The sequence below is a fragment of the uncultured Intestinibacter sp. genome, from assembly GCF_902468165.1.
Lineage (GTDB): Bacteria > Bacillota > Clostridia > Peptostreptococcales > Peptostreptococcaceae > Intestinibacter.
This window is the reverse complement of sequence record NZ_CABQXJ010000055.1, coordinates 1-20,309: the sequence shown is the minus strand read 5'-3', so window position 1 is coordinate 20,309 and position 20,309 is coordinate 1. Positions and strand designations below refer to the sequence as shown.

The following is a 20,309-nucleotide window of genomic DNA, read 5'->3' as shown; positions in this document are numbered from 1 at the left end:
TATCAAATTGTATGGCTAATCATAAAAAATAACTTCTCTTCCATTTTCTTTTAGCATATAATATTTCGCTTTGGATAAATTATAAATAACAACATTAAATAAAATGTTGATTAACTTAAGGAGGAATTTACTATGGCAAATTCTAATAACAGACAAGTTGTCCCTGAAGCTAAAGCTGCATTAAACCAAATGAAACTAGAAATAGCTAACGAATTAGGTATGGCTAACTATGAAGCAGTAGATAAAGGCAATTTAACTGCAAGACAAAATGGCTATGTTGGTGGCTATATGACTAAAAAATTAGTCGAAATGGCTGAAAAACAAATGGCTGGCAAATAGTAAATTTTAATACTTGAGTATTAAACTCCCCTAAAAACTTTTAGGTGGACAAACAAGAAAAAGAGGCTACCTTTTGGTAGCCTTTTTTCATAAAAATTCCCTCTTCTAAAAAAATAAATTCTTTTCAAATTTAATGATTTATACCTTTTATTTTTCTATATTTTAGTTTAATATATTATTATAATAGTTTAGTGGAGGATGATAAATATGTTTGAAAATTCATCTGAAGAAACAGCTTACCACAAACTTTTAATCTTATATATTTTATATAAAATTAAAATGGATTTGACAAATTCTCAAATCACTCAAGTTGTTTTAGAAACTGAAATGATGAATTATTTCTCGCTGCAACAACTTTTATCTCAACTTATGGAATCAAAATTTCTAAAGATATATAAGGACTCTGACAAAGAGTATTATTGTCTAACTCAAAGGGGACTTGAGACATTGGAATCACTTATGCTTAAAATCCCAATGGATTCAGCTAACAAAGTAGACCACTATATAAAACTAAATAAAGAGAGTTTATTAGCTGAAACACAGGTAAAATCTAGTTTTGTTAAGCAAAGCGAAAATGAATTCATCGTTAATCTTAGGGTAATTGAAAATCAGAGTAATTTAATTGACTTAAATTTAAATGTTTCTTCTGAAAAGCAAGCAAACCACATCTGTAATAACTGGAAAAAGAATGCTTCTCATATGTACGCTGAAGTAATAAACTTACTTACTACATATAAAAAGTAGCCTACAAACAAACTATTGTTGTAGGCTCTTTTCCTACGTGAATTGCCTTAATCAACTGGTTTGTTTTTGTATCATATACTTTTATCTCATCATTTTCAGTATCTGATACAAATAGCCTACTATAATCTTTTGAAATTTCTAACCCTTGTGGAATACCATTTACTTTTATCTTTCCTATATATTTTCCTAACCTATAATCTAGTATTTTTATCTGATTATATCCTAAATCACTTATATACACTCTTTCATCAATGTAATTAAATCTTATTTGAACAGGTAACAATAATTCATAAAACGTATTTATAATTTCTAGATCATCTTCTTTTAATATTACTAATTTGCCGTCTAAAGTTGACACGTATATTTCTTTCTTTTTTTCATCTACTTCTAAATGCCAAGCTTTAAAATCAGTATCTATTTTTTTATAGATAATTTTATTTTCTATATCTATACATATTATCGAATTTATACATGGAACATACAGTTTATTATTTTTTTGATCATAGCCTAATCCATGCGGCATATCATCTACACTAATCATAGAGATTGCTTCTAATGTATATTTATTAATTATATAAATGCTGTTTGTATCTTCATTAGATACAAATAACTCATCTCCATGCATAAATATTTGACTTAGACTTCCACCGACCGATATAGAATTTAAAATTTTTCCACTAATAATATCTACCTCATAAAGTGTTCCATTTACCAAACTTGGAATATATATTTTTCCTTCATCTTCATCTACACAAAAATGATGTGGATAGATATTATTATCTAATACAATTTCTCTTTCCATTTCAAGAGTTTCGTAATCAATGATACTTATACTATGTGACAAATAATTAGAAATATATACCTTCAAATCCTCCCTCCTTTCTCAAACTATACTACAATAATATATTAGTTTTTTTTATAAATTATGCACATATGGTTTGTCCCTTTTCTTAAAAAAATCCACCTTCCCGTTATAAAAATATAACGAAAAAGTGGATTATAAATATACATAAATTTATATATTAATTTTCTGTTGATAGTATAATATAATTTTTTTAATTTTATTTACGATTAATTTATCTTTCCCCTTTTTGTATGTTTATGAGCTGTTTTACCATACCTATTTTATATTTCTCTTAAAAGTATAATACGTTCCTGCAAAGTAGCACATATACACACAAATCGTTAAAATAATTCCTGTCGCAATACTAAAAATAAATAAATTAAAACCAATAAAAGTAACGATTCTCTCTTTATACATTAGATAATAGTTATATATGAATATTCCTACACCTATCAGTGCAATAGCTATAGGTACTACAAAATATATTGAGATTTGCTTTAATACTATCTTATTTATATCATTTTCCTCAACACCTAACTTTCTAAGAACATTATATCTATCTTTATGTTCAATAGAATCTGTAAGTTGACCAAGGGCAAGCACTGTAAAACTTATGGTAAGTAAAACTATGCATAAATATACTCCAAGGATTCTCATTGCCAAAGTCATATTTAAAATATTATTTGTTTCAGATGATTTTACTATTCCGTCTATAATACTAGATGTTATATCAAATTCTTTGCTATATTTTTCAATTAAATACCTATTATTTTCTTTAAACCATTTTTCAATATATTTAGATTCAAAATTCACTGCATCTTTATAGCTCATTTGATTATTTAAATTAGCTAAAAAATTAGTTTCTGCTAAAGTAAGATCCTTACACACCTTATCTGGCAAAATAATAATATTATAAGAATAAAAATCATATATTCTTTCCCCAATTGATTCTTTGTAATGTGAATCTTTACTAATATTTAAAATTTCTCCATTAATATTCAAATGTTTATTCTTTGATAAAAATTTGTTAATATCAGTATTATTAACCACACTATGCCATTGTGTTGTAAACTCATTTTCTTTAAGATTTATTTTTTCATAACCCAACATGGTTCTTAATTTGTTAAAATCACTTAAGCTTATTGCCAACATAGGTGAATTATTCCTATCCCCAGTATAAAACTCATCTTTATCTATAAAATATTTTTCAACTTGGCAATAATCTCTTACACTATAACCTTCATCATTTAAATATTGTACAACCTCACCATAATCTAACTTTGGTATATCTTCTATATCAAAGTTATAACTATAATCATTTCTTATATCAATATCATAAGGAGCTCTCATATTTAGATAACCCAATGACCACTGTGCCATTGCAAGTGTCATAATAAAACTTATCATAGCCCCTAAAAAAGTCATTGCTATTGTTGCCATTAATATTGGTGCTGTCTTTATTTTAGATACAATACTACCTATTAAAAATAAATTTGTTCCTTCATATTTAAAATTAATACATTTTCCCTTTAAATATATTAAAATATATGAAATAGAATAAAATAGTGCAAAAGTACCTATAATAAAACTTACTAGTGATATGCCTATATAAGTCAGTGATTTTATACTATAATCAATTTCTGTATTTATTAATTTAAAAGTACAATATACACATACTATATATAATAATATTGATAATCCAAATATTACACCATATACTTTTCCACTTCTTCTAAATTGAAATTCTACTTGTTTACTTGCATTTAACATATCTATTAGTTTTATTTTATTTAATACAGAAACATTATACAAACCTATTATACAGAACATTGCTATAAAGAATATAAATGTAATGACCACTGTATCCATATATAACCTTAAGGTAAATACTACTTCTTGATTTACACTTACTAAAACCAGAGCTGTTATAGCTTGTGAAAATAGGGTTCCCACAAATATTCCGGCTATTATTGCTAATGTACCAATTATAAGTGTTTCAATAAAGAACATAAATGCAATACTTTTTTGTTCTGCTCCAAGTAGTATGTATGTTGCAAACTCTCTTTGACGTCGTCTTATCATATATTTGTTCACATAGGCTATAAGTAAAATTAAAATTGCTGTAATTACATAAGTAGAATATTTTAATATTAGTTGTAAAGTTTTAAAATTATAAGAATCCTCTGTTATAAATTCATAACTAGAGCTGGAAAGTGATGTTATTGCATAAAACAAACTTACACATATTGTTATAGTTATAAAATAAATTAAATAATCTTTTATAGATTTTCTCGCATTACTTTTGGCTAACTTAGCGTACATCTCTAACATCACCACCTAATAATGCTACTACATCCAATATTTTATTAAAAAATTGTCTACGTGTATTTTCACCTCTCACTAACTCTGTGAATATCTTTCCATCCTTGATGAATAATATCCTATTACAATAACTTGCTGTAAAAGAATCATGAGTTACCATGAGAATAGTTGCTCCCAAATCTTTATTTAAATTTGCCATCATCTCTATTAACATTTGTGCTGATTTAGAGTCAAGTGCTCCTGTGGGTTCATCAGCTAATATTAGTTTTGGATTTGTTACCAATGCCCTTGCACAGGCAGTCCTTTGCTTTTGTCCACCTGATACCTCATAAGGATACTTACCTAGTAAATGTTCTATTCCTAGTTCCTTTGCCACTGCTAATACTTTTCCATCTATTTCACTCTTATTAGTCTTGTTAATTGTAAGTGCTAATGCGATATTTTCATGTATAGTTAATGTATCTAATAAGTTGAAGTCTTGGAATATAAATCCTAAATTTTCTCTTCTAAACTTTGCTATATTCTTGCGATTTATCTCTGTTAAATCCTTTCCATCTAAGTAAATATTGCCTGAACTCACATCATCAATAGTTGCTATCATATTTAATAATGTTGTTTTCCCAGAACCTGAAGGACCCATTATGCCCACAAATTCACTTTTTTTGACATCAAAGCTTATATCATCTATGGCTTTAACTATATTTCCTTTATTACCATAATATTTTTCTACTTTATTTATTTTTAATATTTTTTCCATATTTATCACCTCAATGATATTTTAACTTATAAGCAACTTCCTTGATTCGATTTAATCTTACTTTTATGTGACAATCTCGTAACATTACTCGAATTAAAACTTACAAAAGCTTCCTATTGGAAAAGTTATTATTACCTTTGTATAACTATTTATTTTAGATTCTATGTCTATTAATAATCCTAATTTATCACATAGTTTTTTGCATAAATATAGTCCTATGCCTGTAGATCTACTATTTATTCGTCCAATATTTCCTGTAAATCCTTTTTCAAATACTCTATCTATTTCATTACTTGGGATACCTATTCCGTTATCTTCAATAATTAATCTAGTACCATTTTTTATATCAATTGCATATATCTTTACCTTTGGGCACTCATTTTGTCTATATTTTATAGCATTTACTATTATTTGATTTAAAATAAATTCAAGCCATTTACTATCTGAGAATACCAGTTTATCTATATCATTTATTTCAAGATATATATTATTTAAAATAAATCCTTGTTTATTTCTTGTAATAACACTATTTACACAACTTTGCAAACTTATTTCTTTTATCAGGTAATCTTTGTCTACATCTTCACTTCTTGCATAAAACAAAGATTGTTCCACATACCTATCTATTTCTTCTAACTGAATAAGTATTTCTGATGATTTCGCTGTTCTGTTGTTTTCTTCAATTAACTTTATAAGTGATATGGGTGTCTTTACTTCATGAATCCATTGTTCTATATACTCTTTATAATCTTTATGCTTCGACTTTTCTCTGTTAATTTCTTCTCTCATTGATTTACTTGATTTTTTTAATAGATAATAATAAGGTTTAGCTTCAATAAAAGGTGGCTCTTTTAACACTTCGCTTATTAAAAACTTTTTATCAATATTTGCTACGCTTTTTTCTATGATTTTGAAATAATCTCTCCTCTTTCTATACGCAAACATAAAATATACAAATAAAAAGACAATCCATGTAATTGCTATAGTTATTATAATTTTAGATTCATTTCCTACACTCAAAAGAAAAACTGATAATGTCATCAAAGCTATAATATTTAAAAATATTATAGCTACTTTGCTTTTTAAATAATCTTTTAAACTCATATAATATAACCTTGTCCTCTTTTAGTTTTTATAAAATCTTTCAAACCAATCTCTTCAATTTTATTTCTTATTCTAGTTATATTAACTGTAAGTGTGTTATCATTTACAAACATAGAACTATCCCATAAATACTCCATAATATCTACTCTGGATACAATTTTACCTTTATTTATTAATAGGTAATAAAGTATCTTTAATTCATTCTTTGTAAGCTCTATATTCTTTTGATTATACTCAATTGTACTAGATAAAATATTTAGCGTTAATCCATTATACTCGATTACATCCATATTAGAGTTATTTGGATAAGCTCTTTTAAGAAGGGCATTTATTCTAGCCAAAAGTATTTGAGTATTATATGGTTTTGTAATAAAATCATCTCCACCTAATGTAATTGACATCAGTTCATCAATATTTGTATTTCTACTTGTTATAAATATTATTGGTATATTTGAAAAACTTCGTATCTCTGTACATATCTTAAATCCATCATTATTAGGTAAATTTATATCTAATAAAATTAAGTCTGGACTACTGTCTTTTACTGTTTGTGATATTTTATTAAAATCTGTTGGTTTTAAGATTGAGTATCTGTTTGCTATTAGTAAATTTCCTATTTCATTTTGTAATTGTTCATTATCATCTACTATCATTATTGTAAACATGTTGTTCTCTCCATATATAATTTGTTTTTTGTTATTAATTATATTATCTTACTAATTGGATAACTTCAAGTTAAAGAAAGTACAACTTTAATTTATACATTTTTTAGAGTATTAAAATCTCCTTGCAATAAAAAAAGAGAGTAAAATATACAAACGTCTATTTTACCCTCTTTTTTTATTATAATATAAATTTTTATTTAACTAAACTTCTTATATGTCCTATCATATATAATGAACCTGCTGCAATTATTACTTCGTCTTCTTTAGCATTATCAATTACATATTTTACGGCATCTTCTATTTTAGGTATTGCTACTACATCTTTTCCGTATTTTTCGATTTTAGATTTTAATTCTTCACAACTTATTGCTCTATCGCTATCTGGAGTAGTAGTTACAACCTTTTGGAACTTGTCCATTAATAAATCTAAAACAGAATCTATATCTTTGTCTGCTAACATACCTATTAAGAAAGTTAATTTTTTACCTTTGAAGTTCTTTTCTAATGCATTTTTTAGAGATTTTGCACCATCTTCATTATGTGCACCATCTATTATAAATACAGGATTATCTTTTATTTTTTCTATTCTTCCTGGCCATTTAGTATCATAGAATCCTTTTTTAATAGCTTCATTAGTTATTTTAACTCCACGCTTATCTCTTATAGTTTTTAGTACAGTAAGAGCTAAAACAGCATTGTTAACTTGGTGGTCTCCTATTAATTGTATTTCCATGTCTTCAAATTTTTCACCATCTACTACACAATCAAATATTTGAGATGATATATCTGATTTTTTAACGTTTATTGAGTCAAAATCTACTTCTATATATTCAGAATTTTGTTCTTTACAAACATCTTTTATAACTTGTGCTGCCTCATCTTTTTGTTTATAAGATATTGTAATTCCATTAGGTTTTATTATTCCTGCTTTTTCATAAGCTATTTTTGCTAAAGTATCACCTAATATTCCTATATGATCTAAACTTAGGGAAACTATTACACTTGCAAGACAATCTTTTATAACATTAGTAGCATCATATCTACCACCTAATCCAACTTCTAAAGCAACATAATCTACACCTTGCTCCCAATAGTAGTAAAATGCCATAGCTGTCTCTATTTCAAACTCTGTTGGATAAGCAAAACCTTCTTCTACCATTTGTTCTATTTTTTCTCTCATTAATGTTACAATTCTAGCAACATCTTCTTCTGGGATATTTTCTCCATTTATTCTTATTCTTTCTGTGAATTTTTCTAGATATGGAGATGTATAAAGACCTACTTTATACCCTTGAGCTTGCAATGCATTTGAGATAAAAGAACATACTGAACCTTTTCCATTAGTTCCTGCAACATGTATTATTTTTAATTTCTCTTGAGGATTACCTAATAGCTCAAGTAATTTTAATGAGTTTTCAAGCCCTAATCTAATCCCAAATTTATGAGATTCTTCTATAAATTTTAATGATTCTTGATAATTCAATGTCTATATTGCTACCAAAATTAAATTTTAGATAGCTCTCCTTTCTTATATTAATATTTCTAAATTGTAACTTATGTATTTTATTATACAATAATTGCACATATATTACTCATATTATATATTATAATATATTTCCAGGTATTGGTTATATTTTCAATGTAGAAATTAATATAAAAATATTTTTAGACATTGATATCGTTAGCCTAGACGCTCTAAATATTCTTCTAGCGTTTCTGAATTGTTATATATCTCTTTTGCTACTTTTTTCCCTACATATCTAATATGCCAAGGTTCATAATTATATCCTGTAATATCGGTTTTACCTTCTAAATAACGTAAAATAAATCCGTATTTATATGCATTATCGGCAAGCCACTTTGCCTCTTTACTATTTTTATCAAAGCAGCGAGATGAATTTGTGATATCTATTGCTAAACCAGTTTGATGTTCACTCGAACCTGGTGAAGCGACATATTGTAAAGTGTAACTTTTCCCCTTTTTTTTACAATAGCTATTATAGACTTCAACTTGTGTTTGATATGACCTGTATCCTGACGAGCCTATTAAAGTTATATTTTCATCTTTTGCAGCATTAACTAATCTTTCTAAAGCCTTTGCTGCATGTTTTTGCAGTTGCATTTCTTCTTCAGTACAATCCTCTAAAAAAGGTATATTGGGCCTTACTAAATTCTCTGGTACATAATCGTTTTCCAAAAAATTCTGTTTATTTACGAGAATTAAATCGTTGCCTTTTGCCTTTGAGGCTGATGTTAATACACTTGTATCCTCAACTCTTTTTACTAAATTCGATAAAGTACTTCCTTCTGCTTTATTTTCTAGTTTCCAACTTATAACCCCTGTAAAACAAATAAATAAAACTATAATTAGTGCTAATAATTTTGAAGCTTTTAATAAATCAACTCTTCTATTCATTATGACCCCTCCTTATACTTTATAGCTTAATGTATAAGTATTAATTAATTTATACTTATTACTTAAAATTGACTTTCATAAATACCAACAATAATTACCATAATTTACAAATAATTTGCATCAATACTATTATTATAGTACTTTGTATTTTTTCTAACAACAAAAAAAGGAGCATCCAAAATAAATATGCTATTTTGGAATACTCCTTTTAATTTAGTTTTTTAATTATTTTATTTTAGCTTCTATGCTTTCTAATCTTTCTAATACTGATTTAAGCATTTCTTCATATTTTTCTTTTTTAGCTTTTTCTTCGTTAACTAATTTTTCTGGAGCCTTAGCTAAGAAGCCTTGGTTAGATAATTTTCCGTTAACTCTTTTTATTTCGCCTTCTATTTTAGCTTTTTCTTTATTTAATCTATCTAATTCTTTGCTGAAGTCTACTAATTCATCAAGTGGTATAAATATTTTAGCACCTTCTATAACAACACTTACAGCATCTTCTGGTATATTTTCTTCAGTCATTTGTATTTGAACTTCTGAAGCAGATGCTAATGTTACGAAGTAATCTTTACCAGCTTCTATAGCAGATAATTTTTCTTCAGTTGGTATTATTATAACTTTAGCTTTCTTTGATGGTGGAACATCCATTTCAGCTCTTGCGTTTCTTATGTTTCTTATACCTTCCATTGCAAGTTCCATCATAGCTTCATCTTCAGCCATATTGTCTTCTTCTTTGTAGTGTGGCCATTCAGAAACCATTATACTGCCTTCTACTGTTGGTAGACAAGTGTAGATTTCTTCTGTTATGAATGGCATATATGGATGTAATAATTTAAGTATTTTTTCTAATACGTAAGTTAATACATATAAAGCAGTTTGTTTAGCTTCTTTGTCTTCACCATATAATCTTGGTTTAACTATTTCTATATACCAGTCACAGAATTCAGACCAAGCAAAGTCTTCAACTTTTGTAGCTGCTATACCTAAATCGAATTTATCCATGTTTTCTGTAACTTCTTTAGCTACTCTATTAGCTCTAGATATTATCCATTTGTCTGCTAATGTGAAGTTAGCTTCTACAGATTCTCTTGTTACTCCGTTCATTATTTCATCATCTATGTTCATGAATATGAATCTTGATGCATTCCATAATTTATTTGCGAAGTTTCTTGATGCTTCAACTCTTTCGAAGTAGAATCTCATATCATTTCCTGGAGAGTTTCCTGTTATTAACATGAATCTTAATGCATCTGCACCGTATTCATCTATAACTTCTAATGGGTTTATACCATTTCCAAGAGATTTACTCATTTTTCTACCTTGAGAGTCTCTAACTAATCCATGTATTAAAACATGTTCGAATGGAGTTTTATTCATGCAGAACATACCTGCAAATGCCATTCTTACAACCCAGAAGAATATTATATCGTATCCTGTAACAAGTACATTTGTTGGATAGTAGTATTCTAATTCTTCAGTATTGTGTGGCCAACCTAATGTTGAGAATGGCCATAAAGCAGATGAGAACCAAGTATCTAATACGTCTTCATCTTGTTTAAATTCACCGCATCCACATTTTTCACAGCTGTGTGGAGCTTCTTTAGCAACTACTACATCGCCACATTCTTGACAGTAGTATGCTGGTATTTGGTGACCCCACCATAACTGTCTAGATATACACCAGTCTCTGATGTTTTCTAACCATTGTAGGTAAGTTCCTGTTCCATATCTTTCTGGAACGAATTTTAAATCTCCGTTTTTTAATATATCTATAGCAGGTTTTGCTAATTCATCCATTTTAACGAACCATTGTTCAGATAATCTTGGTTCAACAACTGTATGACATCTGTAGCAAGTACCAACAGCATGTGGATGAGGAACTATTTTGATTAAGAATCCTTGTTCTTCTAAATCTTTTATAAGTTCTTTTCTACATTCGTATCTGTCCATTCCTGCGTATTTTCCGCAAAGTTCGTTCATAGAACCATCTTCGTTCATTACGTTGATTTGTTCTAAGTTATGTCTTTGACCAACACCGAAGTCATTAGGGTCGTGAGCTGGAGTCATTTTAACAACACCAGTACCGAATTCCATATCAACATAGTCATCAGCAACTATTGGAAGTTCTCTTCCTACTATTGGAAGTATTACAGTTTTACCAACTATGTCTTTGTATCTTTCATCATCTGGGTTAACAGCTATACCAGTATCCCCTAACATTGTTTCAGGTCTAGTAGTAGCTACTTCTAAGAATTGGTCGCTATCTTTTAGATAGTATTTTATGTGATAGAAGTTACCGTCTTTTTCTTCGTGTTCTACTTCTGCATCTGATAAAGTAGTTTTACAATCTGGACACCAGTTTATTATTCTGCTTCCTCTGTATATATGACCTTTTTCATATAATTTTACGAAGAACTCAGTAACAGCTTCATTACAACCTTGATCCATTGTGAATCTTTCTCTGTCCCAGTCACAAGAAGAACCTAATTGTTTCATTTGGTCAACTATAACTCTACCGTACTCATCTTTCCAGTCCATAGCTCTTTTTAAGAATTCTTCTCTTCCTAATTCGTACTTAGATTTTCCTTCTTCTTTTCTTATTTTTTCAACAACTTTAACTTCAGTTGCTATAGAAGCATGGTCAGTTCCTGGTTGCCATAATGCTTCATATCCATCCATACGTTTCCATCTTATAAGAACATCTTGTAAAGTATGGTCAAGTGCATGACCCATGTGAAGTTGTCCTGTTATATTTGGTGGTGGTAAAACTATACAGAATGGTTTTTTGTCTGGATTTGGGCTTGATTTGAAGTAACCTTTATCCATCCACTCTTGATATAATCTTTGTTCAAAGTCTTTTGGATTATAAGTTTTTGATAAATTTGCTTTAGTCATCCTTTTCCTCCTTAAAATTTTATATTAAAGTTCTTTTAACTCTTTTTGCATAATTTGATAATTATTTTCGTTTAAACCAATATTTTTATTAAAATATTAATATAAATGAAATAAATTAAGATGATTTCAATAAAAAAGAGCTTTCCATCCATCTAAGGACGAAAAGCTCGCGTTACCACCTTAATTTTAAGATATAATTATAAAAATAATATCTTAACTCTCAATAGATTTAACGATTCTCACCGTCTAAACTTACTACTATTTCAGTTTAGAGACTCCAAAGCTACATTCTGTAAATCTTATCTAGAAAAATCTTTCAGCAGTTGATTTTCCTCTCTGTTAGCAGTCTTTACATACTCCTCTTTTTCTCAGTCTTTATTTATTAATAATTAATTTTTATTATATCTAATATACTTTATTATTGTCAATCCAAATTTTTTTATACGTTAATATACTACAAATTTGAATTAAACTAATCCTTGTGCCACTATAGCATCTGCAACTTTTATGAATCCTGCTATATTAGCACCTACAACATAATTTCCTTCAAATCCATATTCTTTAGCTGCATCTCTTGAGTTCTTGAATATATTAACCATTATATCGTGTAATTTTTGATCAACTTCTTCAAAACTCCAAGATAATCTCATACTATTTTGGCTCATTTCTAATGCTGAAGTAGCAACCCCACCTGCATTAGCTGCTTTTGCTGGTGCTACTAATACACCTTTTTCTAAGAAATATTCTACAGCTTCGTTAGTACAAGGCATGTTTGCACCTTCACCTACTGCGAATGTTCCATTTTCAACTAATAATTTAGCATCTTCTAAATCTATATCATTTTGAGTTGCACAAGGTAATACTACATCCGCTTTAACAGACCATACGCCTCTTCCTTCAAAGTATTTAGCAGATGGTCTTCTCTCTGCATATTCTTTTATTCTTTTTCTTTCAACTTCTTTTATTTGTTGTATTAATTCTACATCTATACCATTTTCATCTACTATGTATCCGTTAGAATCACTCATAGCGACTACTTTTGCACCCAATAATTGAGCTTTTTGAACTGCATATATTGCAACATTTCCAGAACCAGATACAACTACTCTTTTTCCTTCTATAGTTTTTCCTGATTCTTTTAACATTTCTTCAACAAAATAAATTAAACCATATCCTGTTGCTTCAGTTCTTGCTAGAGAACCTCCGAAAGTTAGACCTTTTCCTGTTAATACTCCTTGGTCATTTGCATTTCTTATTTTTTTATATTGACCATATAAATATCCTATTTCTCTACCTCCAACACCTATATCTCCTGCTGGAACATCTGTGTTTGGTCCTATGTGTCTATATAATTCTGTCATAAAGCTTTGGCAGAATCTCATTATTTCTCTATCTGATTTTCCTTTTGGATCGAAATCAGAACCACCTTTTCCTCCGCCTATTGGAAGACCTGTTAATGAGTTTTTGAATATTTGTTCAAATCCTAAGAATTTTACTATACTTAAGTTTACTGATGGATGGAATCTAAGACCTCCTTTGTATGGTCCTATTGCAGAGTTAAATTGTACTCTAAACCCTCTATTTATTTGGATTTCTCCTTTGTCATCTATCCAAGGAACCCTAAACATAATTTGTCTTTCTGGTTCTACTAAACGATCTAATATTTTTTCATCTACATATGTTGGATTTTTTTCTAATACAGGAACTAATGAAGTTAATACTTCCTCAACAGTTTGATGGAATTCTCCTTGTCCTGGATTTTTTGCTTTTACATCTTCTATAACTTGTTCAACTATTTGTTTTACGTTCTTTTCCATATTAATATCTCCTTTTGCCCTTTTGATTAGTCTTTTTATTATTTATATATTATACATATTTTGGAATATAAATTACAGTATATTATGAAAATTTATACATATTTTTTTGTTTTTATATCAAAAATGTATTTTCTTTTGGATTTTATATGTTAATTGTTTTATTTTAGGTCCAAAATCATAATAATTGTATTTATATCTTTATTTATTTTTTTACACAAATAAATAAGAGTTATAAAATAGATACATTACTGCACTATCTTATAACTCTCATTTTTATTTATATTAAACTATGCCTTGTGCCATCATAGCATCTGCGACTTTTATAAATCCTGCTATATTAGCACCAACTAAATAATTTCCTTCAAATCCATATTCTTTAGCTGCATCTCTTGTATTTTTAAATATATTTACCATTATACCATGTAGTTTTTCGTCAACTTCTTCAAAACTCCAAGATAATCTCATACTATTTTGACTCATTTCTAATGCTGAAGTTGCAACCCCACCTGCATTAGCTGCTTTAGATGGGGCTAGTAATATCCCTTTTTCCAAGAAATATTGTTCAGCTTCATTAGTACAAGGCATATTCGCACCTTCACCTACTGCAAATGTTCCATTTTCAACAATTATCTTAGCATCCTCTAAGTCTATTTCATTTTGAGTTGCACAAGGTATAACTACATCAGCTTTCACTGTCCATATACCTTTATTTCCTTCAAAGTATTTTGCTGATGGTTTTCTAATAGCATATTCTTTTATTCTCTTTCTTTCAATTTCTTTAATTTGTTGTATAAGTGGTAAGTCTATTCCATCTTCATCAAATATATATCCAGAAGAATCGCACATAGCAACTACTTTTGCACCTAATTCTTGTGCTTTTTTAACTGCATATATTGCTACATTTCCTGCTCCAGATATAACTACAGTTTGACCTTTTATAGTCTTTCCTGCTTCTTTTAACATTTCTTCAACAAAGTAGATTATACCAAATCCAGTTGCTTGAGTTCTTGCTAAAGAACCACCATAAGTTAGACCTTTTCCTGTTAATACGCCTTGGTCATTTGCATTTCTAAGTCTCTTATATTGACCATATAAATAACCTATTTCTCTACCTCCAACACCTATATCTCCTGCTGGAACATCTACATTTGGACCTATATGTCTATATAATTCTGTCATAAAACTTTGGCAAAATCTCATTATTTCATTATCTGATTTTCCTTTTGGGTCAAAGTCAGAACCACCTTTTCCTCCTCCTATTGGAAGACCTGTCAATGAGTTTTTAAATATTTGTTCAAATCCTAAAAACTTGATAATACTTAAATTAACAGATGGATGGAATCTAAGACCACCTTTATATGGTCCTATTGCAGAATTAAATTGTACTCTAAATCCTCTATTAACTTGTATTTCTCCCTTATCATCTACCCAAGGTACTCTAAACATAATTTGTCTTTCTGGTTCTACTAAACGATCTAAAATTTTTGCATCAATGTAAGCTGGATTTTTTTCTAATACAGGAATTAATGAAGTTAATACTTCCTCGATAGTTTGATGGAATTCGTTTTGTCCTGGGTTTTTAACCTCAACATCTTTAATCACTTTCTCAACAATGTTTTTAACGTTACTTTCCATTAAATCTTCACCTCTTGTATTTTTTAACATATTCTTACTTTGATAAATCATTAAAATATTTTTTGTCTAAATACTTTTATATATATTTTTTATATTTACATTGTACACTCTTTGTTAATAATTTTTCAATATATACATGTTATTTTTTACCATTTAGCTGTTTTTACCTTGTTTTTTCAGCTATTTCCGTTGTTTTCTTAATTTTTAAGCCATTTGTATAACTTTTATTGTTAATAAAATACTTAACCATTTTTCTATGTAAGAAAATTACTAAAACTAAATACTTGTCTCATTGAAGTTTATTTATATAAATTATATTTATTCATAGTTTTACAATAAATATAATTTTATATATAAAAAAAGAACTTACATTAAATCACTTAATGTAAGTTCTTTTTTTATAAAGTTGATAAATATTATATACTAGTTGAAATATTTATCCTATTTCAACCATAGTCCCCTTCTTCGCATATATTATTTTTTCACATATATTTGTTATATGATCTCCTATTCGCTCTAAGTATCGACCTATAAATAGAAGTCTTACTCCTTGACTAATATTACTCTCCGGATCCCTATACATAACCTTTAATGAATCTTCTCTTATTTTAGAATATAGTTTATCTAACTCTCTATCTGTTAATGCAATTTGATATGCTAATTCGTCATCTTCATTTAGGAATGCTTCGTTTAAAGCTTCAAGCATTTTTGAACACATTTCAGACATCCTAGGTATATCGATTAACTCTTTTATATATTCATTTTCTCCTATTGCTACAATTTCTTTGCATATATTTACTGCATAATCGCCTATTCTTTCTAGCTCAGTAGATATATCAGATAAAACGTATATATATCTTAAGTCCTTAATCATTGGATGTTTTGAAGCCATTAATTCTACACTTCTATCTCTTATGTACTCTCTAAGTAGGTCAATATCATCATCATTTTCCATTATTCTCTTAGCTTGTTCTAAATTTCTATTAACCATACTTTCAACAGATAATAATACTGCCTCTTGACACTTTTTTATCATTCCTGAAGTATACTCTTTTAGAGTTTCTATACTTAAAACTATATCTTCATTCGTCATAATAATACTAACTCCTTTGCTCTTAGATTAAAATTTAATTAAAAATAGATTTTTAATCTCTGCCAAGTAAATTTTTAGTTTGCCTAATAATTAATCTATTAATATAATTATAACTTATAATTGTTTATTTTTATAGTTTAGTGGGAATTATATTCATTTAACTATGATGAAAAAATATAATCCCCAGAAAAATTTCTTTATAATTCTTTTTCTAATTCATCAACTAAATCTGCAAATACACTTAGTGCTTCGTCTACTGATTCTTTTTTATGCATATCTACACCTGCTGCTTTTAATTGATTTAGAGGATAGTCCGAACCTCCACTTTTTAAGAACTCTTTATATCGATTAACAGCACTTTCACCTTCTTCAAGTATTTGTTTACTTAAAGCACTTGCTGCTGAGAATCCAGTTGCATATTTATAAACATAGAAGTTTGAATAGAAGTGAGGTATTCTCGCCCATTCAAGCCCTATTTGCTTGTCCACAACACAAGAGTTTCCGTAGTATTTTTCATTTAATTTGTAGTATATATCTGTAAATCCTTCTGCTGTTAGTGGCTCTCCACTTTCAACTGTTTCATGTGTTATTTTTTCAAATTCAGCAAACATAGTTTGTCTATAAACTGTTGTTCTAAATTGTTCTAAGTAGTAATTTAATAGATATATTTTTTCTTCTTTTGAAGTTGATTTTTTAAGTAAATAATTTATTAGAAGTAATTCATTTAATGTTGATGCAACTTCTGCAACAAATATTTTATATGATGAATATAAATAATCTTGTGTCGATTTTGAGTAAGTACTGTGCATAGAGTGACCTAATTCATGAATTAATGTAAATAATGAATTTAAGTCATCATGATAATTCATCAGTATGTATGATTTTGAATCATAGCATCCCCATGAATAAGCTCCACCTTGTTTACCTTCATTTTCATAAACATCTATCCATCCATTTTCAAATGCATCTTTTATGTGAGAAAGATATTCTTCTCCTAATGGTTTTAATGCTTCTAATATGATTTCTTTTGCTTCATCATATGTAATTTTCATATCAAAGTCACCTGTTAAAGGTACATATAAATCATACATATGAATATCATCTAAACCTAAGAATTTCTTTTTAAGGTCTATATATTTATCTAGTGCAGGTATACTTTCACTTACTGATTTTATTAAGTTTTCGTATACATCTACGCTTATATTATCTGCAAATAAAGAACCTTGTAATGCACTTTCATATTTTCTTATTTTTGCATAGAATATTTCTGATTTAACACCACCATAAAGAGTTGATGCAAATGTATTTCTATATTGTTCATAAACTGAATATAAACCTTCAAATGCGTCTTTTCTCACTCTTCTATCTTTGCTCTTTAAGAATAAAGAGAAGTTTGCATGAGTTAATCTTACTTTTTTGCCTTCTTCATCTTCTATTTCTGGGAATTTCATATCAGCATAAGACATCATATCATATACATTTTCAGGTACAGCAGTTAAATCAGATGCCGCTGCTAATATTTCTTCTTCTGTTTCGCTTAAAGTATGAGGTTTTACTCTTAAAATTTCGTCTATATATTTTTTGTAAAACGCCAATTTTTCATCTTGTAGATATTCATTTAACTTTGATTCATCCATGCTTATTATTTCTGGAACCATATATGAAGTTGCCATAGATAATTCTGTAGATAACATATCTATTTTTGTAGCCTTACCTTGATTTTCATTTATTCTAGTGTCTTCATGGCTTTTCATATGAGTATATACATATAATTTTTCAAGTATTCTACCTGCTTCTTCTGAAGTATGTAATGCTTCATATAGGTTTGATTTTGATTCTGATAATTTTCCTTTATAAGTTACAACCTTTTCTACTAATTCTTTTACTTTTTCTATGTCTTTATTTAAGTCTGATTCACTTGGGTACATTTCGTCTATAGTCCATTTGAATTGACTTTCTATCTTTTGTCTTTCCATTTTTCGTCTCCTTTCAAATTCGGCATTATCTATTTATATTTTACCTAATTTACCATATTTTAATCTAATGTTTTATTAGTGCTGTTTTAATTATAATAATATAATATTTCCCAAAAATTAATATTTATATTTTATTTGTCATAAAAATATAAATCCAAAACGCCAGCTACATCTCTTATTCTTCTTTCAATCTCTTCTATTCTTATTCTTCTATCATAACTAATATGATATTGTGCTGTCCAAATTTGACTTCCTTTACTGTTAACATCAAAGTTTTTTATACTAATTTTGCATTCTTTTAAAATTGCAAATGTCGCTGTTATAGCTTCTAAACTGGATATTGTAACGTATATATTACAAACTTCCTTTTTAAAAAATAATTTATCAATTCTCTTTAATGATAATAATGTAATCATCTCTAATACCCATGCACTAATTCCTAAAATATATTGACCATATCCTATAGCAATTCCTATACATGCTGTAGCCCAAATTCCAGCAGCAGTAGTCAACCCTGTTATTCCGCTAGAGTTTTTTAATATTGCACCAGCACCTATAAACCCTATCCCAGACAGTACTTGTGCAGGAAGCCTGGCAGGGTCCATATTGCTATATGAACTATACGATATAAACAGTTGCACAGCAGTTATAGATGTAATACAAGATCCTATTGCAACAAGTATATGTGTTCTAAATCCTGCAAATTGATTAGACCTCTCTCTTTCTAATCCAGTAAGACCGCCTATAATTAAGCAAATCAACAATCGTATAATAATTTCCTTCTCGTTGATAAGATCCCCTCCCCTATTTAATCAATATTGTATTTATAATTTATGTTAATAAATTTCTTACTACTATTGTATTTCTTATCAATCAAAAATTTACATATATAAATCTTTTTATAAAATAAATAACCCACATCTTGTGGGTTATTTGCTCAAATGTATATATTTATTTATTAAAATATCTATTTGTTTACTTGCTTCAGTTAATTCTTCTTCAAATATCTCAGGATATTGTATATACGTATTTATTTGTTGTCTTACTTCCTCAATTTCTTTTTTTATCATTTCCAATTCATTGTTTTCCATATTATCACCACTAACATTTAAATTTTAATTACTTATTATTGACGCATATTAATAAAAGAATCTTTTATTCTATCCATTTTAGAATAACAAAATTGCGACACTATACCAACAAAAAGTCCGGTAACTAAAGATGTTGCCAACATAAAAGGTAAATATGTTATCATCAAAAAGTTTTCAACTAAAATACTAGCCACTAATAATTGCCCCATATTATGTGCTATTGCCCCTGCAATACTTACACCAATTACTGAAAATCCTTTGATTTTATTTACTAAAAACATCACTATTAAACTTAAATACGCCCCTCCTATGCTAAATAATAAATATGACATTGGACCAGCAAAAATTGATGATAGAATAACTCTAACAGTTACAATTATAAAAGTTTCCTTAAAACCAAAAATTAATAATGAAACTAAAGTTATGATATTAGTCAAACCCAATTTTGCCCCTGGAAAAAATACTATAAATGGGTTTGGAATATATGTTTCTAGTATATATAATATTAAACTATATCCAACCATTAGCCCTAAAAAAACCATCTTCTTTGTTTTCATAAAATTTTATCTCCAAATTTCCATATCATCTAAAAATATATATTCAATCGCCTA

At 28.1% G+C, this 20,309-nt stretch carries 17 protein-coding genes and 1 other annotated feature; of the genes, 2 read left to right on the top strand and 15 right to left on the bottom strand.

Features of this window, described 5'->3' with window-relative positions; genetic code table 11:
- Window positions 1–132: 132 nt before the first annotated feature.
- Together RDX53_RS10170 and RDX53_RS10165 are read left to right on the top strand one after the other, a co-directional pair.
- On the top strand, window positions 133–339 hold the full coding sequence (locus RDX53_RS10170) for an alpha/beta-type small acid-soluble spore protein (RefSeq protein ID WP_022071835.1): 207 nt from the start codon (window positions 133–135) through the stop codon (window positions 337–339).
- Between the two features lie 207 nt (window positions 340–546).
- Window positions 547–1,083, top strand: coding sequence for a DUF4364 family protein (locus tag RDX53_RS10165; protein WP_195930289.1), 537 nt, complete (start codon window positions 547–549; stop codon window positions 1,081–1,083).
- 1 nt (window position 1,084) lies between these two features.
- On the opposite strand, the gene RDX53_RS10160 is transcribed toward RDX53_RS10165, so the two are convergent.
- The 15 genes from RDX53_RS10160 to RDX53_RS10090 form a co-directional block, all read right to left on the bottom strand.
- Window positions 1,085–1,951 (bottom strand): YncE family protein, encoded by an 867-nt coding sequence (locus tag RDX53_RS10160; protein WP_195930291.1) that lies wholly within the window; start codon window positions 1,949–1,951, stop codon window positions 1,085–1,087.
- Window positions 1,952–2,203: 252 nt separating this feature from the next.
- Window positions 2,204–4,249, bottom strand: a complete 2,046-nt coding sequence (locus tag RDX53_RS10155; RefSeq protein ID WP_295675745.1) for an ABC transporter permease — start codon at window positions 4,247–4,249, stop codon at window positions 2,204–2,206.
- Window positions 4,239–5,006, bottom strand: a complete 768-nt coding sequence (locus RDX53_RS10150) for an ABC transporter ATP-binding protein (RefSeq protein ID WP_195930295.1) — start codon at window positions 5,004–5,006, stop codon at window positions 4,239–4,241. The genes RDX53_RS10155 and RDX53_RS10150 overlap by 11 nt, the downstream gene beginning before the upstream one ends.
- A 93-nt stretch (window positions 5,007–5,099) precedes the next feature.
- The gene (locus RDX53_RS10145; protein WP_195930297.1) at window positions 5,100–6,110 is read right to left on the bottom strand and encodes a sensor histidine kinase; all 1,011 of its coding nucleotides are present in this window, start codon (window positions 6,108–6,110) and stop codon (window positions 5,100–5,102) included.
- Window positions 6,107–6,775, bottom strand: a complete 669-nt coding sequence (locus RDX53_RS10140) for a response regulator transcription factor (RefSeq protein WP_195930299.1) — start codon at window positions 6,773–6,775, stop codon at window positions 6,107–6,109. Before RDX53_RS10140 ends, RDX53_RS10145 begins: the two co-directional genes overlap by 4 nt.
- Before the next feature lie 193 nt (window positions 6,776–6,968).
- Window positions 6,969–8,258, bottom strand: coding sequence for a folylpolyglutamate synthase/dihydrofolate synthase family protein (locus RDX53_RS10135; protein ID WP_307994088.1), 1,290 nt, complete (start codon window positions 8,256–8,258; stop codon window positions 6,969–6,971).
- A gap of 198 nt (window positions 8,259–8,456) precedes the next feature.
- On the bottom strand, window positions 8,457–9,191 hold the full coding sequence (locus RDX53_RS10130; protein WP_307994087.1) for a M15 family metallopeptidase: 735 nt from the start codon (window positions 9,189–9,191) through the stop codon (window positions 8,457–8,459).
- A 225-nt stretch (window positions 9,192–9,416) separates the two neighbouring features.
- A complete protein-coding gene (locus tag RDX53_RS10125) occupies window positions 9,417–12,086 on the bottom strand; it encodes a valine--tRNA ligase (RefSeq protein WP_307994086.1) in 2,670 nt (889 codons plus the stop codon).
- Window positions 12,087–12,237: 151 nt separating this feature from the next.
- Window positions 12,238–12,465 (bottom strand) — a binding site (T-box leader).
- An 88-nt stretch (window positions 12,466–12,553) separates the two neighbouring features.
- A complete protein-coding gene (gdhA, locus tag RDX53_RS10120) occupies window positions 12,554–13,903 on the bottom strand; it encodes an NADP-specific glutamate dehydrogenase (RefSeq protein ID WP_295675734.1) in 1,350 nt (449 codons plus the stop codon).
- Window positions 13,904–14,185: 282 nt separating this feature from the next.
- Window positions 14,186–15,538, bottom strand: a complete 1,353-nt coding sequence (gdhA, locus tag RDX53_RS10115; RefSeq protein WP_295675731.1) for an NADP-specific glutamate dehydrogenase — start codon at window positions 15,536–15,538, stop codon at window positions 14,186–14,188.
- 436 nt (window positions 15,539–15,974) lie between these two features.
- Entirely contained in the window at window positions 15,975–16,631 is a 657-nt protein-coding gene (gene phoU, locus RDX53_RS10110) for a phosphate signaling complex protein PhoU (RefSeq protein ID WP_195930318.1), read from the bottom strand.
- A 197-nt stretch (window positions 16,632–16,828) separates the two neighbouring features.
- Window positions 16,829–18,607 carry an oligoendopeptidase F gene (pepF, locus tag RDX53_RS10105; RefSeq protein WP_295573652.1) on the bottom strand — a complete coding sequence of 593 codons (1,779 nt, stop codon included), beginning with the start codon at window positions 18,605–18,607 and terminating at the stop codon, window positions 16,829–16,831.
- Window positions 18,608–18,738: 131 nt separating this feature from the next.
- The gene (locus RDX53_RS10100) at window positions 18,739–19,368 is read right to left on the bottom strand and encodes an MgtC/SapB family protein (protein WP_243269637.1); all 630 of its coding nucleotides are present in this window, start codon (window positions 19,366–19,368) and stop codon (window positions 18,739–18,741) included.
- A 168-nt stretch (window positions 19,369–19,536) separates the two neighbouring features.
- Window positions 19,537–19,698 carry an aspartyl-phosphate phosphatase Spo0E family protein gene (locus tag RDX53_RS10095; protein ID WP_295763387.1) on the bottom strand — a complete coding sequence of 54 codons (162 nt, stop codon included), beginning with the start codon at window positions 19,696–19,698 and terminating at the stop codon, window positions 19,537–19,539.
- Window positions 19,699–19,733: 35 nt separating this feature from the next.
- Window positions 19,734–20,255, bottom strand: coding sequence for a Gx transporter family protein (locus RDX53_RS10090; protein WP_295763390.1), 522 nt, complete (start codon window positions 20,253–20,255; stop codon window positions 19,734–19,736).
- Window positions 20,256–20,309: the final 54 nt, after the last annotated feature.